This window comes from Kutzneria buriramensis (genome assembly GCF_003387475.1).
Taxonomy (GTDB): Bacteria; Actinomycetota; Actinomycetes; order Mycobacteriales; family Pseudonocardiaceae; genus Kutzneria; species Kutzneria buriramensis.
Window position 1 is genome coordinate 120,994 of sequence record NZ_QUNO01000023.1, and the last position, 14,809, is coordinate 135,802.

The following is a 14,809-nucleotide window of genomic DNA, read 5'->3' on the forward strand; positions in this document are numbered from 1 at the left end:
AGCCTGGAGGCCTTCCCGGGTCCGCGCGGACCTCGGGGGAAGGCGCTCGGATGAACGGCTTGGCCCTGGTGTTGGTGCTGTCGGCGGCGGTCGTGCACGCGGTCTGGAACCTGTCGGCGAAGCGCGTCGGCGACGGCGGCGCGCGGTTCGTCTTCCTGTACTACACGGTGTCGGCGCTGGTGTTCGGCCCGCCGGCGGTGATCCTGATGTGCACGGAACGTCCACAATGGATGTGGCTGGTCGGGGCGCTGGGCACGGCGATCCTGCACGTGGCCTACGGAATCGTGCTGCAGCGGGGATACGCGGCCGGCGACCTCTCGGTGGTCTACCCGCTGGCCCGCGGCACCGGGCCGCTGTTGTCGGTGCTGGCGGCGGTGTTGTTCCTCGGCGAACACCCGGGCTGGCTCGGACTGGCCGGCGCCTTCCTGGTGATCACCGGCGTGCTGGTGATCAGCACCGGTAGGTCGAGCGCGTCGCCGGAACGTCGTCGGGCGGGCGTGTTCTACGGCGTGCTGACGGGCGTGGTGATCGCCGGCTACACGCTGTGGGACGCGCATTCCGTTACGGCGCTGGGGATTCCGCCGGTGATCTACTTCGGCCTCGGCGCGATTGCCCAGAGCGCGCTCATGGCGCCGTCGGCTCTGCGGGACCGGCCGGCGATCGCCGAGCTGTGGCGTGATCACCGGCGTGACGTGCTGATCGTCGGGCTGTTGTCGCCGCTGGGCTACCTCTTCGTCCTGTACGCCCTGCAGCTCGCCCCGGTGAGCCTGGTCGCCCCGGCCCGTGAACTGAGCATCGTGCTCGGCGGCTTCGCCGCCTGGCGAATCCTCGGCGAGGCGCAGGCGGTGCGCCGCATCGCGGGTTCACTGGTCGTCCTGGCGGGCATCGCGGCGATCGCGGTCGCTTAGCTCCGAACCCCTTGGGCTTCCAGCGAACCCTTGACCGCCAACCGGTCCGCGCGCTCGTTCTCCGGGTGACCGGCGTGGCCCTTCACCCAGTGCCACTCCACCTGGTGCGGGGCCATCGCGGTCTCCAGCCGCTGCCACAGGTCCGCGTTCTTCACCGGCTCGCGGTTGCTGGTGCGCCAGCCGTTGCTCTTCCAGCGCGGCAGCCAGCTCATCACGCCGTTGCGGACGTAGGTGCTGTCCGTGTAAACGAGCACGGTCGACGGCCGGGTCAGCGACTCCAGCGCCCGGATCGGCGCCATCAGCTCCATCCGGTTGTTGGTGGTCTGCGCGGACTCGCTGCCGTAGAGCTCCTTCTCGTGGCGGCCGTACCGCAGCACCGCGCCCCAGCCGCCGGGGCCCGGGTTCGGGCTGCACGCGCCGTCGGTGTAGATCTCCACCGCATTCTGGTCCGCCACGCCGGTGACCTTACTGGTCAGGGCGCAGGCAGTTGCGTACCCGTCAGGGCCGCGTCGTCCAGCAGCGTCGACTGACCCGTGAGCGGTTCGGCCTCGGCGATCACCACCAGCGTGCCGTCGATCGCCGACCGATAGTGCTGGCCGGTGAGTCGAATGCCGCCCAGCGCCGTGATGTCGCCGGTGCCGTACGTGTCGTCGAGCTTTTGGAATGCGACGGCGTCGGCGGCCGAGCTCATTCGCACCCACGCCACCGACAGTGCGAATGTGTTTCCCGATCGATCGACGAGTGTGTAGAGCGCCTCGGTCATGCCCGCACATGGTGTGCGTACGAAGAACTGCCGGACCTGGTCGTGTGATTGGGCGACGCAGTCCGGATGCTGCGGCGCTGTCGCGTCCTGCTGTCGGACCGGCAGCCCGTGCCAGGTCGGATCGGTCGTCGTGGACACCAGTGTGGCATTGTGCATGCCGCCGTTGGCCGCGATCAGGCCGACCGCCAGCAGCGCGGCGACGACGATGCCCGCGCCGCCCTTGCCCTTGCGCGGCGTGAGCGGATAGACCGTGCCATCCGGCCGCGTGCGAAATTCTTGCTCCGGCACATTCCCTCCCCAGACGCCGGAATTCTGTCCCGCGCGGCCGGGCCGGGGCGGCCGAATCGTATTCGGTCCACCCCGACGGAGCATTCTCTCCCTCATTTCCGGGTGTGGGAGGATGGATTTCATGAAGTGGAGCCGGGGCGTTCACCACCTCGAGGAGCTGGCCCGCCGGTGCGACACGCCGTCACCGGTGCCGATGCTGCCGGTCGTCGGGCTGTGGGCGTTCGGCGACATCCTCGGTGAGGCGGCGGATCTCGACCGGGTTCAGGTCGCGCTGGTCGTCGACCTGCCCGTGGCGGACGTGCCGTGGCTGGACCTGCCGCGCGGCGCCCAGCACTGGTCGATGGCCAAGCAGCTGAAGGAGCCCCTGATCGGGTACTGGCGCTCGGCCGCCGGTCCGGTGTGGAACCACGCCATTTCGCGGCCCGCCCTCGTCTGGGATGCGTCGGGGGGAGTGCGCGAGGGCACCCTGGCCGCCCTTCGCGAGGGGCGCGGGGCTGAGGTGCGTGCCGACGCGCCCGCCGCGGAGGAGCTGCGAGCCCAGATCGAGGCGGAGCTCGCCGTCAGCCTGCGGGCGCTGCGGCAGCAGCATCGTGCGTACGACGACAAGCGGTGGCGGCCCGGCAAGCTGGAACCCTATGCGGATTCGTTGTGGCGGGCCGCCGACGGCTATCTGGATCTGCTCGACGCCGTCAGAGGTTGAGCCGGGCCAGCAGGCGGACGCCGGCCGCCCGCTCGTCCGGGTCGTCCGACTCCGCCGCCTGGAGCGCGATGTCCAACGCCTCCGGCGTCGACGGGCCCTCCGCGAGGGCCGCCAACGCCGTCGCCCGGACGCTCGGGTTCGGGTCCTGCGCCGCCAGCACCAGCAGCCGATGCGTCACCGGTGTGGCTTCGCGCTGCGGTTCGGGCGCCAGCGCCAGCATCGCCGCCATCGCTTCCTCTCGCAGTTGCTCCACCACGTTTTCCGGCGCCGACTCCAGCTCCTTCGCCAACGCCAGCAGCGCCGGCATCGCGTCCGCCGCCCCCAGCCGCCGGACCGCCCGGCACGCCTCGATCCGGCGTTCCACCGACGGTGCCGCCAGCTCCGCGATCAGCCAGTCCACCGGCCGCTCGATCGGCTCCGGCCGCCGCTCCGTACGCCACTTCCGTTCCACCCCTAGGCGTTCCAGCTTCGGGCCGATCTCCCCGAGCAGGCGGAGGATCTCCGCGTGCGTGTACTGGTCCCAGTCGGACGTCTCCTCGCGCACCGCCACCACGAAGGTCTGCAGCCGCGCCGCCACCGCCTCCAGGTCGCCCTCCTCGCGCTCCAGGTAGCCGACGATCGCGCGCTGCCAGTACCTCACCGGCGGCGCCAGCAGCGTCAGCAGGTAGGGCTGGAAGACGTCGTCCAGGAACCGCTCCATCGGCTCGCACCCGTACTCGCCGAGCAGCGGCCGCATCTCCGTCAGGGCGAACAACGCGTCGCTGATCGCGTAGCTCTCCTCCTCGTGGACCCCTTCGTCCATGCGCAGCTTCAGCCACCCCGCGATCGCCGGGGCGGTCCACATCCCCGCCCGCCCCTGCTTGCGCAGCCCGCCGATCGCCGTCCGCGCCGGCTTCCACCGCCGGGAATTCACCGACGCCAGCAGCGTTTCCGCCACCGCCGACGGGTACACCGCCCGCAGCTGCGCCGCCGCCTCCCGCAGCCCCGCCACGTCCGCGCCCGGGAACGCCGCCTCGACACAGGCCTCGCCCACGACCGCCTTGCGCATGAACATGCGCGCCAACCTAGACGATCACCCCAGCTTCGCCCGCACCCTTTCACACCGGCCGATGGTTCGGTTACGCGCTCACCTTGGGGCGATCAGCGTCGACGGTAGAGATCCCGGAGCAGGGCGATCTCCGCGCCGTGGTGGATCAGTTCCCGGTGGATGTGCAGGACGAGCGCCGCCATCGGGTAGTCCGCGAACGGTCCCTCCGCCGGACCGCACGGCTGGCTCAGATCCGCCTTTCGCACCCCGTCGATCCAGGCCTGGTACACGGTGTCGAGCTGTGCGAGGGCCGTCTTCGCGTCGCCCGGGTACTCGTGGCTGTTGTAATCCATCGGCGGGCCGCCGAAATGCGACGCCACCCGCATGCCGAACACGCCGACCACGATGTGGCCGAGCCGCCAGGCGATCGTCGTGACCGGGGCCGGGTCGGGTTCGGGGTACTCCCAGTCGATGACGTACTCGCCGCCGCCCGCCGCCATCGACGTCTTGCCGGTGCCTCGCGGCCGTACGTTCCAGGCCCCGGCCACAGGTTCCCAGCGGTATTCGTCGTCGGTCAGGCCGTTGAGCCGTGGGCGCAGTTGGTTGTGCCAGTGCCACTCCGCCTGCTCCAGGAGCAGCTCTTTCCAGTCGAGATCGTTGGTCACGCCGCCGACCCTAGGGTCAATTCCGGACGGTTACCGTCCTCGATCGGTGCTTCCCCGGTACAGGTCGCGGAGCAGGGCGATCTCCGCGCCGTGGTGGATCAGCTCCCGGTGGACGTGCAGCACCAGCGCCGCCATCGGGTAATCCTCGTCCATGCCCGTCCCCGGTCCGCACGGCCGGCTCAGATCCGACTTCCGTATCCCGTCGATCCACGCTTCGTACACGGTGTCGAGCTGCCGGAGGGCCGTCGCCGCGTCACCCGGGTACTCGTGGCTCGCGTGACTCATCGGCGGGCCACCGAAAAGCAACGCCACCCGCATGCCGTAGACCCCCACCACCAGGTGCGCGATCCGCCAGGCGATCGTCGTGACCGGCGCCGGCTCCGGTGCCGGATACTCCCAGTCGAGGACGTGATCCCCGCTGCCCACCGCCGTCGCGCCGGTGCCTCGCGGCCGTACGTTCCACGCGCCGTCCACGGGTTCCCAGCGGTATTCGTCGTCGGTCAGGCCGTTGAGCCGTGGGCGTAGTTGGTTGTGCCAGTGCCACTCCGCCTGTTCCAGGAGCAGCTCTTTCCAGTCGAGATCGTTGGTCACGCCGCCTCCGTCGTGTTGAGGATGGTGCGTGGTGCTCTGTGTGGATCACCACGAGATTTGACGCACCCGCCCACTTCCCAGCAACCAATGGACGGTGCAACAGAACTCGCACGGTTCCAACTCGCCGGGTACCACGTTGCTCCACGCGATGCTCACGATGTCGCGGAGGTTCTTGCCCTGCCGGTGTGCTTGTGTTTGGCCCCAGCGCAGCCAGTAGCAGTCCGGGTCGTTGTGGTATGTAGTTCCTCCCTTCGTTCGGTACCCGTTGGGGAGAACTCCCGCCATCGGCTGTTTGCAATTGGCGCAGTAGGCAACTTTCATGCCGTGCCTGCATTCCTTGTCCAGGTCGGGGACCGGTGTGCTGGCGGGTTTTGGCGCCTGTGCCCTGGTTGTCGCCTTGCTGGCGGCCTGGGCCAGCATCTCCTTGAGTGCGACTCGATTGATCCACTCGAGGTACGCGGCATCGACTCCGTCAGTGGTCGACTGCCACGACAACACATGCAGGTCCGCGCAGTTGCCGAGTCGTCGCATGAGATCCGCGTTCCTTCGGCTCTCCTGATCCGGCCGCCCTGGGTCCTTAGTGAGGACGTCCCGCAGGTACGCGCTGGCGCTGTGCAGACGCACCTGGCTGGGCTTCTTCAAGCATTCGAGGGCGTGCACGAACGCCGTTAGCTCCATCCGGCTGAGGGTGGTGGTCGCGGCGCTGTGGTGCAGCGTCTTCTGGTGCCGCCCCGACCTCAGTAGCACGCCCCAGCCACCCGGTCCTGGATCGCCATCGCAGGCACCGCCGGTGTAGACCTTCACGACTGGCTCATCCTCTTGGCCAACCACTCCCCGAAGTTATCGCCGTAGGCAGTCTTCCGTACCTGCTTCGGTGAATCCGGTCATGTGGGAGAGCGGTCATCGGGTCCCGCGCTGCCGGGGAACGGCGTACCGCCACCGCGGAGCCCGATGCGCTACGTGGGGGCGACACCGTCTTTCGTGAAGGTGATCACCCAGCGCGAGTTCCGCAACAACTCCGCTGCCGAGACGTACCACGTCACTCGCAACGGCGACGACGATGTGTGGGGACGCGGCCGTGGCTGAGCGTCATGAGTCGGCAGTGCTGGACATATGCACCTACATCGACCTGGCTGTCCTTGATCCGGCGGCGCCGCCGAGGATTCCGGAGATCACGGCGATCACGACGGCCGAGCTGCATCAGGGCGTCACGACGGCCAAGGACGCTGTGACGCGGGCCTGGGTGCGGCCATCGTCGAATTCGATCCGCTGCCTTTCGACACCGAGGCGGCGACTCGGTACGGGACCTTGGTCGCGCTGACGCCGGAGCCGACGCGCGATCCCACACCGCGCCGGCTCGACCTGATGATCGCTGCCATAGCATCCGCCCGGGGGCCTGCCGCTCCACACGGGCAACGAAGCCGACTTCAAGGGCCTGAAAGACATGCTTGAGATAGTCGGGGGTCGGCTCGGTGGCGAATTGCCGGGCTACCGTCGTGGTCGGGTCAGCAACTGGTTCAGCTCTCCGGCGATCGTGTCGTCGGATGCTGTTTTCACCAGGTAGTACTGGTCCTTCGGCGGGGTGTCGTGCCAGGTGTTCGACCCGTCGGTGGCGATGTCGTTGTTGCCGGGACCGGACAGCCGGTACAGGCCGGGCGCGCCGTAGATGGCGTAGTGCACGGCGGTGAGGTCCCAGCTACTGCGGTTGTTGCCCTCGCCGACGTAGATCCGGTATGCCGCCCGTACCGGGTTGTCCGCCGCGGTGCCGGCCAACCCCGCGCCCGTGTACACCGTATCGCCGATCTCGAAGCCGTCGAAGATCATCCTCGTCGGCCATGCGGCCACCACGCGTTGGGTGGCAGCCGGGTCCTGGGTGAAGTTGAACTCGGCGCCCGCCGGGTACTGCCCGCCCATCACGACCAGCCGCGCCACCTTGCGCGCCACCAGTTCACGGCCGGTCAACCGGCTGCGGCTGTCGGGCCCGGAGGCCAGCAGCGCGGCGAGATTGGTTTGCAGGCCGATGGCCGCGATTGTCACGCCGTGGTCGGGCTGGCCGGCGAGCACGCTGCGGTAGAGCGAAACCGCCTCTGGTGCGTACCGGCCATCGCGCAGGCTGTTGGGGAAGTGCTCGGCGAGGTATTGGGCGTAGTTGCGCTCGGCGACGGAATCGTCCACCGGTTCCCGCGCGCCCACCGGAACGTGGCTGTTGCCGTAGTAGGTGTTGATCGCGGAGGCGGCGGGCGCGCCCCACCGGCTCGGCGTGTTCACCACAACGGCGAGCAGGCGGACATCGCCTGCCTGATGGGCCGCGTTGGCGATGGCCAGCGCGCCGACGTCGTCCACGTCGGCGAAGATGTCCGTGTCGATGATCAGCCTCGGAGTGGTCTCCGCCTCGGCGCCCGCCGGACTCGCGAGCATCCCGGCCACCACCGCGGTCGCCAGTGCCGTACCGCCAAGCATCCTTCGCCGGGACAAGGGACTGATCATGACGTCCTTCTTCGTCGCGACCGCGTCGGTGGTCAATTTACAGCACCCGACAGTTTCTCGTGATCGAGTGACCTGCGCGGCCGGCCGGCAGCAACCAAGTGTCGCGGGTGGGGCCTGGGCTGTGGCTGGCGGCACCGCGTTTCGTCGGTTAGAGCCTCTGACCTGTTTGAATACTTCGCAGCTCCGTTGCTGGGGCACAACGAGACGGGGCTGCCCGCACGCTTGGGCAGCCCCGCCGAAGTACCAGCTCACCAGCCGCGGGCGCGCCATTTGTCGAGGTGGGGCTTCTGCTCGCCCAGCGTCGAGTCGTCGCCGTGGCCCGGGTAGAACCAGGTGTCGTCCGGCAGGGCATCGAACAGCCGCTCGGAGACGTCGTTGAGCAGCGACGTGAAGTTCTCCGGGGACGTCGTTTTCCCCACGCCACCCGGAAAGAGCGTATCACCACAGCGGTGAACTTCGTAGCCCGTTGAGCTACATGGGGCTACACTGGTGTTCGTGAAGGTGATCACCCAACGCGAGTTTCGCAACAACTCCGCGGCTGTCATGGATGCGGTGGAGGCGGGCGAGACGTTCCATGTCACCCGCAACGGCGTTGAGATCGCAGAGCTGCGCCCGGTCGCCCGCCGGCGACGGCTGACGGCTGAGGAACTGGTGGACCGGCACCGGACGCTGCCGAGGGTCGACTACGGCCGCATGCGGCAGGAGGCCGACGAGGTCTTCGGCTCTGAGGACCGTCTCGGTGACGACGATGTGTGGGAGCGCGGCCGTGGCTGATCGTCATGAGTCCGGTGTGCTGGACACGTGCGCCTACATTGACCTGGCTGTGCTCGATCCAGCGGTGCTGCCTGCCGTTCCGGAGATCACGGCGATCACGATGGCCGAGCTGCACCAGGGTGTCGTGATGGCCAAGTCCGCCGTGGCGCGGGCGGCGCGGACTGAGATCCTGGGTGCGGCCATCGTCGAGTTCGATCCGCTGCCCTTCGACGGCGAGGCCGCGACGCGGTACGGCACCTTGGTCGCGCTGACCCTGGAGGCGAAGCGTGACCCCAAGCCGCGCCGGCTCGACTTGATGATCGCCGCCATCGCGTCCGCCCGGGGTCTACCCCTTTACACGCGCAACGAAGCTGACTTCAAGGGCCTGCACGACATGCTCGAGGTCATCGCGGTGTGAGCAACCGTAGTCAGCATCCGGGAAAGTTCGTGCGGATCATGCGGAGGAAGTTGCTGACCATGTCGACCGAGCTTTTGGGGATGTCCTCGGAGTTGAAATGCATGACGTCGTTCCGGATGTTTCGAATTTCCGCCAATCGCTCGCACACGATCCTTCGATCCAGCCTCACCCCCAGTTGCGCCCATGCGTCCGGGTTCTGGAGTGTGCGCTCGTAATCACCCATCGTCAGTTGGTTGAACGATGTGATGCGGCGTTTGCCGGTTGAGTCGCAGAGGGTGATGACGTCCGCCAAGTCTATGTGTCTCGTGATGATATGGCGCAGCAACTGATCGAGTTCTCCGATGAGGAAGAACGGCGTTGCCATGTCGCCGTATTCCTGTGCCAGGTCTGCGGCTGTCACGATCCCGGAAACCTCGTTGCGCTCGTTGCGGACGAAAACGAATCCGATGCTCTCCAGTTGGCTGAGCACACCGACCAGATCCTGATCGTACGAGATCCACGGTGCGTAGACCAGGCAGTCGCGGAGTTTGGCGTCGGGGTTGCTGTGTCGCGCGATGGCGATCGACTTCCACGTGATCGCGCCATCCAGCGTCCGTTTGTTGGACTGCATCACGGCGAGCTGGGAGAAGTCGTCGGCCTGCATACGAGTGACGGCCTGTTCAAGAGTGCTGTCCGGTAGCACGTAGGCAACGCCGCCCAGAGCCGACGTGAGGTTTCCTACCTTGCGGCCGATCCGGGGCGCGTCATCCTTGGGAGTCGGCGTTTCTACGGTGTGAATTTCGTTCACCTCGAACGCCTTACGTGCTCCTGTTAATGTGTGGGAGCTGGATGAAAGTCGGACCTGGGTGTCCAATGTGACGTCTCGGAAATGTGGGAAGGTTGTCAAATCGTGACTGGCTAGATCCCGCTCTATTCGGCGGATGATCCGACTTCCCCGCGTCCGGGCGTTCCAGTGCTGCAACAACTCGCGTACCGTGAGAACCACGGCCTCGCCGGTTCGTAGCGATTTTTTGGTGTCGATCAGGAACTGGGTCGCCTCGGCTGCGTCGACGATCTCGTTGGAACCGTCCTGAAGTTCGGAGCGTAGCGCAGCGAGAACTCGGCCGTCGCTGATCCGCCAGCACGTCCAACCGTTCACCTGAGTGTCGGTCACAGCTTTCGCCGCATCGGACGGTGTGCTGTACTCGGTGCCGTCAGCGAAAACGATGTGCGCCGTGGCGGACACTGATGCGAGGTGCTCCTCGCCGGACCGCGGTCGACTGAACCGCAGTTGTTCCCCTGTGTTGATCAGGCTGGCGTCCATGAGATCACGCAAGGTGATACGCCGGTTGCCGTGGTTCTGCTGATTCTCTGGCTGGGGTTCCACCACTGGGCTGACCCTAGGGCCCGCCGGCCAGCGATGGGTGAGGTCGGGGGCGATTCACCCGAGTGGTCGACTTGGAGTTGCCCTCGTCGGCGGCCGACTGTCTTGCACGGCAAATCGGAGGGCTCTTTCCGTTCTGCCGCACAGTCCTCGCGGGTTCAGCTCTGCCTGATCCCGGCGAGGACTGTGCGGCTCAGTCGACGGCACTCACCAGCCGCGGGCGCGCCATTCGTCGAGGTGGGGCTTCTGCTCGCCCAGCGTCGAGTCGTCGCCGTGGCCCGGGTAGAACCAGGTGTCGTCCGGCAGGGCATCGAACAGCCGCTCGGAGACGTCGTTCAGCAGCGACGTGAAGTTCTCCGGCGTCGTCGTCTTGCCCACGCCACCCGGAAAGAGGGAGTCGCCGGTGAAGAGGTGGGGGTGGCCGGCGGGATCGCGGTAGAGGATGGCGATGGAGCCGGGGGTGTGGCCCCGCAGGTGGATGATCTCCAGGGTGGACTCGCCGACTTCGAGGGTGTCGCCGTGCTCGACGAGGAAGTCGGGCGGCACGGGCAGGGGGTCGGCGTCGAGGGGGTGGGCGGCGGTGTTGGAGCCGTTGGCCCCGGCCACGGCCCCCAGCGCCTGCCAGTGGTCGGGGTGCTGGTGGGTGGTGACGACGGTCTTCAGCCGCGGCCGCTCGGGGTCGTGGCCGAGCAGGTCGGCGAGCCGGTCGGGCTCGTTGGCGGCGTCGATCAGCAGCGCGTCGCCGGTCCGCCGGCACACCAGCAGATAGGCGTTGTTGTCCATCGGCCCGACCGAGATCTTGGTGATGGTCAGGGCGTCCAGCGTCCGCCGCGCGGCCGGCCCGTTGGGCTCGACATGTCCCGTGTACTCCTCGACAACGTCCACGCCATCGAACTTAGTCGCTCGGCCACCGTCCCTCCATGGCGGCCGAGGTCTCACTCGTTGGGGTGGAATTCACAGCCAGGACGGCAGGGCGGGCACGTCGCCGCTCACCCCGGAGTCACCGCGGCCCGTCACCCAGGCGAGTGCACCGCCGGGTGTGCCGGTGACGTTGTGCACGGCGCCGTCGCCGGCGAGGTCCCAGCTGCGGCCGCCGACCGTAAGGTGCACGGAGGGACGGGAATCCAGCAACCGGTAGTAGGCCAGCGCCTCGCCGGTGAGGCGTTCGGCCACGTCGACGGGCACGTCGTCGAAACCCACCCCCATGGCCAGGTCGACCATGTGCACCCACAACTCGCTCACGCGCTTCCACGGCACCTGGTACGCCCGCACGAGCCGACCGCCGGTCATGGCCACCTCGGCCTGCCAGGCGGTGTCACCCAAACCGGTGGCGGCGGCCGAGAACCGGCCACAGGCCGCCACGATGTCCTGCTCCAGCAGCCACAGCGACCGCGGGGCGCCCTCGTCGATGTCGACGTCCCGGTCCGCCTTGCTGGCGTACATCGGGTGCTCGACGCCGGTCCGCGCCCACGTCAGGAGATTGACCAGCGCGTCGGCGTTGCGGGCGAGGTGGGTCAGCACGTGCCCCCGGGTCCAGCCGGGCAGGGCACTGGCGCCCCGCGCCGCGGCATCGTCCATACCCTCGACGACCTGGAGCAATCTGGCTGTGGCCCGTTCCACCGCGGCGAGGCCGGCGGCGGCCTCGCGCACCGCCTCGGACTGCTGCACCCGTTGCGGCGGCACGGTGACCCCAGTGGTTTCTGACGTGTGCGTGGCGGAGGTATTACTGACCATCAGCTCATCCCGACGTCGCGGCGTGATCAGATACCTAACCCAGCCTACGGCCAGCCACGGCTCACCGGTAGTGCCCCCGACCTGCGGATCCTGCCCCTCGACGCAAATTGTCGGACCCTCGGCATAACATGGGGGCTCGACCACACTTTCGATCTTTCCGTCCGCCAGCCTTGCGTGAAGAGGGGAACCAGTGGCTGACCGCCTCGTCGTTCGCGGCGCCCGGGAGCACAACCTGCGCGGTGTCGACCTCGACCTGCCCCGCGACAGCATGATCGTGTTCACCGGCCTGTCGGGCTCCGGCAAGTCCAGCCTGGCATTCGACACGATCTTCGCCGAGGGCCAGCGCCGCTACGTCGAGTCGCTGTCGGCCTACGCCCGGCAGTTCCTCGGCCAGATGGACAAGCCCGACGTCGACTTCATCGAGGGCCTCTCGCCCGCGGTCTCCATCGACCAGAAGTCCACCAACCGCAACCCGCGGTCCACCGTCGGCACCATCACCGAGGTCTACGACTACCTGCGCCTGCTCTACGCCCGCGCCGGCAAGCCGCACTGCCCGGTCTGCGGCGAGGCCATCACCAAGCAGACCCCGCAGCAGATCGTCGACCAGGTGCTGGCCATGCCGGCCAACACCAAGTTCCAGGTGCTGGCCCCGATCGTGCGCGGCCGCAAGGGCGAGTTCGTCGACCTCTTCTCCAACCTCCAGTCCCAGGGCTACGCCCGCGCCCTGGTCGACGGCGCCGTGCACCTGCTCTCCGACGAGCCGCCGAAGCTGAAGAAGCAGGAGAAGCACCACATCTCCGTGGTGATCGACCGGCTCACCGTGAAGCCCTCCTCCAAGCAGCGGCTCACCGACTCCGTGGAGACCGCGCTGCGCCTGGCCGACGGCCTGGTGGTGCTGGACTTCGTCGACCTCCCGGAGGACGACCCGCAGCGCGAGCGGCGCTTCTCCGAGCGGCTGGCCTGCCCGAACGCGCACCCGCTGGCCATCGAGGACCTGGAGCCCCGCTCCTTCTCCTTCAACTCCCCCTACGGCGCCTGCCAGGTCTGCACGGGCCTGGGCACCCGCAAGGAGGTCGACCCGGAGCTGGTCGTCCCGGACGACGAGCTCTCCCTGGCCGAGGGCGCGATCGCCCCCTGGCAGGGCGGCCAGTCCGCGGACTACTTCATCCGCCTGCTGGAGTCGCTGTCCACCACCATCGGCTTCCGCATGGACACGCCGTGGCGGCAGCTGCCGGCCAAGGTGCAGAAGGCGGTCCTGCACGGCATCGACGAGCAGGTGCACGTCCGCTACCGCAACCGCTACGGACGTGAGCGTTCCTACTACGCCAACTTCGAGGGGGTCATCCCGTTCCTGGAGCGCCGCCAGGAGCAGACCGAGTCGGAGTTCATGCGCGAGAAGTACGAGGGCTACATGCGGGAGGTGCCCTGTCCCGCCTGCCAGGGCACGCGCCTCAAGCCGGAGATCCTCGCCGTCACGCTCGCGCACAAGACCCAGGGCGACCGCTCCATCGCCGAGGTGTGCGCGCTCAGCGTCTCGGAGTGCTCGAAGTTCCTGGACGGCCTGACGCTCGGCAAGCGCGAGAAGATGATCGCCGGCGCGGTGCTCAAGGAGGTCCAGGCCCGCCTGCGCTTCCTGCTGGATGTCGGCCTGGACTACCTGTCCCTGGACCGCGCGGCGGGCACGCTGTCCGGCGGCGAGGCGCAGCGCATCCGGCTGGCCACGCAGATCGGCTCCGGCCTGGTGGGCGTGCTCTACGTGCTGGACGAGCCGTCGATCGGCCTGCACCAGCGGGACAACCACCGGCTGATCGAGACCCTGACCCGGCTGCGGGACCTGGGCAACACGCTGATCGTCGTCGAGCACGACGAGGACACCATCCGGCACGCGGACTGGATCGTGGACATCGGCCCGGGCGCGGGCGAGCACGGCGGCCAGGTGGTGCACAGCGGCACGTACAAGCAGCTGCTGGCCAACAAGCAGTCGATGACCGGCGCGTACCTGGCCGGCCGCAAGGAGATCGCCACGCCGGCGATCCGCCGCCCGGTGGACAAGAAGCGGCAGCTGACCGTGGTCGGCGCCCGCGAGCACAACCTGCGCGGCATCGACGTGTCGTTCCCGCTGGGCTGCCTGGTCTCGGTCACGGGCGTCTCCGGCTCGGGCAAGTCCACGCTGGTCAACGACATCCTGGCCACGGTGCTGGCCAACAAGCTCAACGGCGCCCGCCAGGTGCCGGGCCGGCACACCCGGATCAAGGGCCTGGACCTGGTGGACAAGCTGGTGCAGGTGGACCAGTCGCCGATCGGTCGCACCCCGCGGTCCAACCCGGCGACCTACACCGGCGTGTTCGACAACATCCGCAAGCTGTTCGCCTCCACCACCGAGGCCAAGGTGCGCGGCTACCAGCCGGGCCGGTTCTCCTTCAACGTCAAGGGCGGCCGCTGCGAGGCGTGCGCCGGCGACGGCACCATCAAGATCGAGATGAACTTCCTGCCGGACGTCTATGTGCCGTGCGAGGTGTGCAAGGGCGACCGGTACAACCGGGAGACCCTGGAGGTGCACTACAAGGGCAAGACCATCGCCGAGGTGCTGAACATGCCGATCGAGGAGGCGGCCGGCTTCTTCGAGCCGATCACCGCGATCCACCGGCACCTCAAGACGCTGGTCGACGTCGGCCTCGGCTACGTGCGGCTGGGCCAGCCGGCGCCCACGCTGTCCGGCGGCGAGGCGCAGCGCGTGAAGCTGGCCAGCGAGCTCCAGAAGCGCTCCACCGGCAAGACCGTGTACATCCTGGACGAGCCGACCACCGGCCTGCACTTCGAGGACATCCGCAAGCTGCTGGGCGTCATCCAGGGCCTGGTCGACAAGGGCAACACGGTGATCGTGATCGAGCACAACTTCGACGTGATCAAGACCTCGGACTGGATCATCGACATGGGCCCGGAGGGCGGCTCCGGCGGCGGCACGGTGATCGCCGAGGGCACGCCCGAGGACATCGCCGAGGTGAAGAACAGCTACACCGCGGAATTCCTTCGGGACGTGCTGAAGAACTGACAACGCCGATCTCCATGGAGAATCGGGGGCTCGGCCAGCCGGGACCCCGATTCCTTCGGC

Annotated in this window: 16 protein-coding genes and 1 pseudogene; 6 read left to right on the top strand and 11 right to left on the bottom strand. The window is 68.1% G+C overall.

Going from position 1 to position 14,809, the window contains the following annotated elements; genetic code table 11:
- Positions 1-50: 50 nt before the first annotated feature.
- The gene (locus BCF44_RS46975; RefSeq protein WP_116181061.1) at positions 51-908 is read left to right on the top strand and encodes a DMT family transporter; all 858 of its coding nucleotides are present in this window, start codon (positions 51-53) and stop codon (positions 906-908) included.
- Here BCF44_RS46975 and rnhA read toward each other — a convergent pair.
- Positions 905-1,363, bottom strand: a complete 459-nt coding sequence (rnhA, locus tag BCF44_RS46980; RefSeq protein WP_116181062.1) for a ribonuclease HI — start codon at positions 1,361-1,363, stop codon at positions 905-907. The genes BCF44_RS46975 and rnhA overlap by 4 nt on opposite strands.
- Positions 1,364-1,380: 17 nt before the next feature.
- Positions 1,381-2,082, bottom strand: coding sequence for a hypothetical protein (locus tag BCF44_RS46985; RefSeq protein ID WP_147328939.1), 702 nt, complete (start codon positions 2,080-2,082; stop codon positions 1,381-1,383).
- Here BCF44_RS46985 and BCF44_RS46990 point away from each other — a divergent pair.
- Complete coding sequence (locus BCF44_RS46990) at positions 2,081-2,659, top strand: DUF7711 family protein (protein ID WP_116181064.1); 579 nt, start codon at positions 2,081-2,083, stop codon at positions 2,657-2,659. The genes BCF44_RS46985 and BCF44_RS46990 overlap by 2 nt on opposite strands.
- Here BCF44_RS46990 and BCF44_RS46995 read toward each other — a convergent pair.
- From BCF44_RS46995 to BCF44_RS47010, 4 genes are all read right to left on the bottom strand, one after another.
- The gene (locus tag BCF44_RS46995) at positions 2,649-3,713 is read right to left on the bottom strand and encodes a HEAT repeat domain-containing protein (protein WP_116181065.1); all 1,065 of its coding nucleotides are present in this window, start codon (positions 3,711-3,713) and stop codon (positions 2,649-2,651) included. The two genes, BCF44_RS46990 and BCF44_RS46995, sit on opposite strands and share 11 nt — an antisense overlap.
- Before the next feature lie 86 nt (positions 3,714-3,799).
- Positions 3,800-4,351, bottom strand: coding sequence for a DinB family protein (locus BCF44_RS47000; RefSeq protein WP_116181066.1), 552 nt, complete (start codon positions 4,349-4,351; stop codon positions 3,800-3,802).
- A 30-nt stretch (positions 4,352-4,381) separates the two neighbouring features.
- On the bottom strand, positions 4,382-4,942 hold the full coding sequence (locus BCF44_RS47005; RefSeq protein ID WP_116181067.1) for a DinB family protein: 561 nt from the start codon (positions 4,940-4,942) through the stop codon (positions 4,382-4,384).
- 45 nt (positions 4,943-4,987) lie between these two features.
- Entirely contained in the window at positions 4,988-5,746 is a 759-nt protein-coding gene (locus tag BCF44_RS47010; RefSeq protein WP_211353564.1) for an RNase H family protein, read from the bottom strand.
- 147 nt (positions 5,747-5,893) lie between these two features.
- Here BCF44_RS47010 and BCF44_RS58845 point away from each other — a divergent pair, with 147 nt between their 5' ends.
- Positions 5,894-6,028, top strand: coding sequence for a hypothetical protein (locus BCF44_RS58845; RefSeq protein WP_281283245.1), 135 nt, complete (start codon positions 5,894-5,896; stop codon positions 6,026-6,028).
- A gap of 402 nt (positions 6,029-6,430) precedes the next feature.
- Here the strand turns inward: BCF44_RS58845 and BCF44_RS47025 are convergent, their stop codons facing one another.
- A complete protein-coding gene (locus BCF44_RS47025; RefSeq protein WP_170218138.1) occupies positions 6,431-7,465 on the bottom strand; it encodes a nucleoside hydrolase in 1,035 nt (344 codons plus the stop codon).
- 212 nt (positions 7,466-7,677) lie between these two features.
- Positions 7,678-7,872, bottom strand: a pseudogene (locus BCF44_RS47030) (MBL fold metallo-hydrolase); the annotation flags it as partial.
- 52 nt (positions 7,873-7,924) lie between these two features.
- On the opposite strand from BCF44_RS47030, the gene BCF44_RS47035 reads away from it, so the two are divergent.
- Both BCF44_RS47035 and BCF44_RS47040 read left to right on the top strand, forming a co-directional pair.
- On the top strand, positions 7,925-8,203 hold the full coding sequence (locus BCF44_RS47035; RefSeq protein ID WP_116181126.1) for a type II toxin-antitoxin system Phd/YefM family antitoxin: 279 nt from the start codon (positions 7,925-7,927) through the stop codon (positions 8,201-8,203).
- A gap of 16 nt (positions 8,204-8,219) precedes the next feature.
- Entirely contained in the window at positions 8,220-8,600 is a 381-nt protein-coding gene (locus BCF44_RS47040; protein WP_211353565.1) for a type II toxin-antitoxin system VapC family toxin, read from the top strand.
- Between the two features lie 10 nt (positions 8,601-8,610).
- Here BCF44_RS47040 and BCF44_RS47045 read toward each other — a convergent pair whose 3' ends face one another.
- From BCF44_RS47045 to BCF44_RS47055, 3 genes are all read right to left on the bottom strand, one after another.
- Positions 8,611-9,969, bottom strand: coding sequence for a CBS domain-containing anti-phage protein (locus BCF44_RS47045; protein ID WP_147328940.1), 1,359 nt, complete (start codon positions 9,967-9,969; stop codon positions 8,611-8,613).
- Positions 9,970-10,170: 201 nt separating this feature from the next.
- On the bottom strand, positions 10,171-10,848 hold the full coding sequence (locus BCF44_RS47050) for an MBL fold metallo-hydrolase (RefSeq protein ID WP_116181072.1): 678 nt from the start codon (positions 10,846-10,848) through the stop codon (positions 10,171-10,173).
- Between the two features lie 69 nt (positions 10,849-10,917).
- A complete protein-coding gene (locus BCF44_RS47055) occupies positions 10,918-11,697 on the bottom strand; it encodes a maleylpyruvate isomerase family mycothiol-dependent enzyme (protein WP_246016223.1) in 780 nt (259 codons plus the stop codon).
- 190 nt (positions 11,698-11,887) lie between these two features.
- Here BCF44_RS47055 and uvrA point away from each other — a divergent pair, with 190 nt between their 5' ends.
- A complete protein-coding gene (gene uvrA, locus BCF44_RS47060; protein WP_116181073.1) occupies positions 11,888-14,749 on the top strand; it encodes an excinuclease ABC subunit UvrA in 2,862 nt (953 codons plus the stop codon).
- The last annotated feature ends 60 nt before the right edge of the window (positions 14,750-14,809 follow it).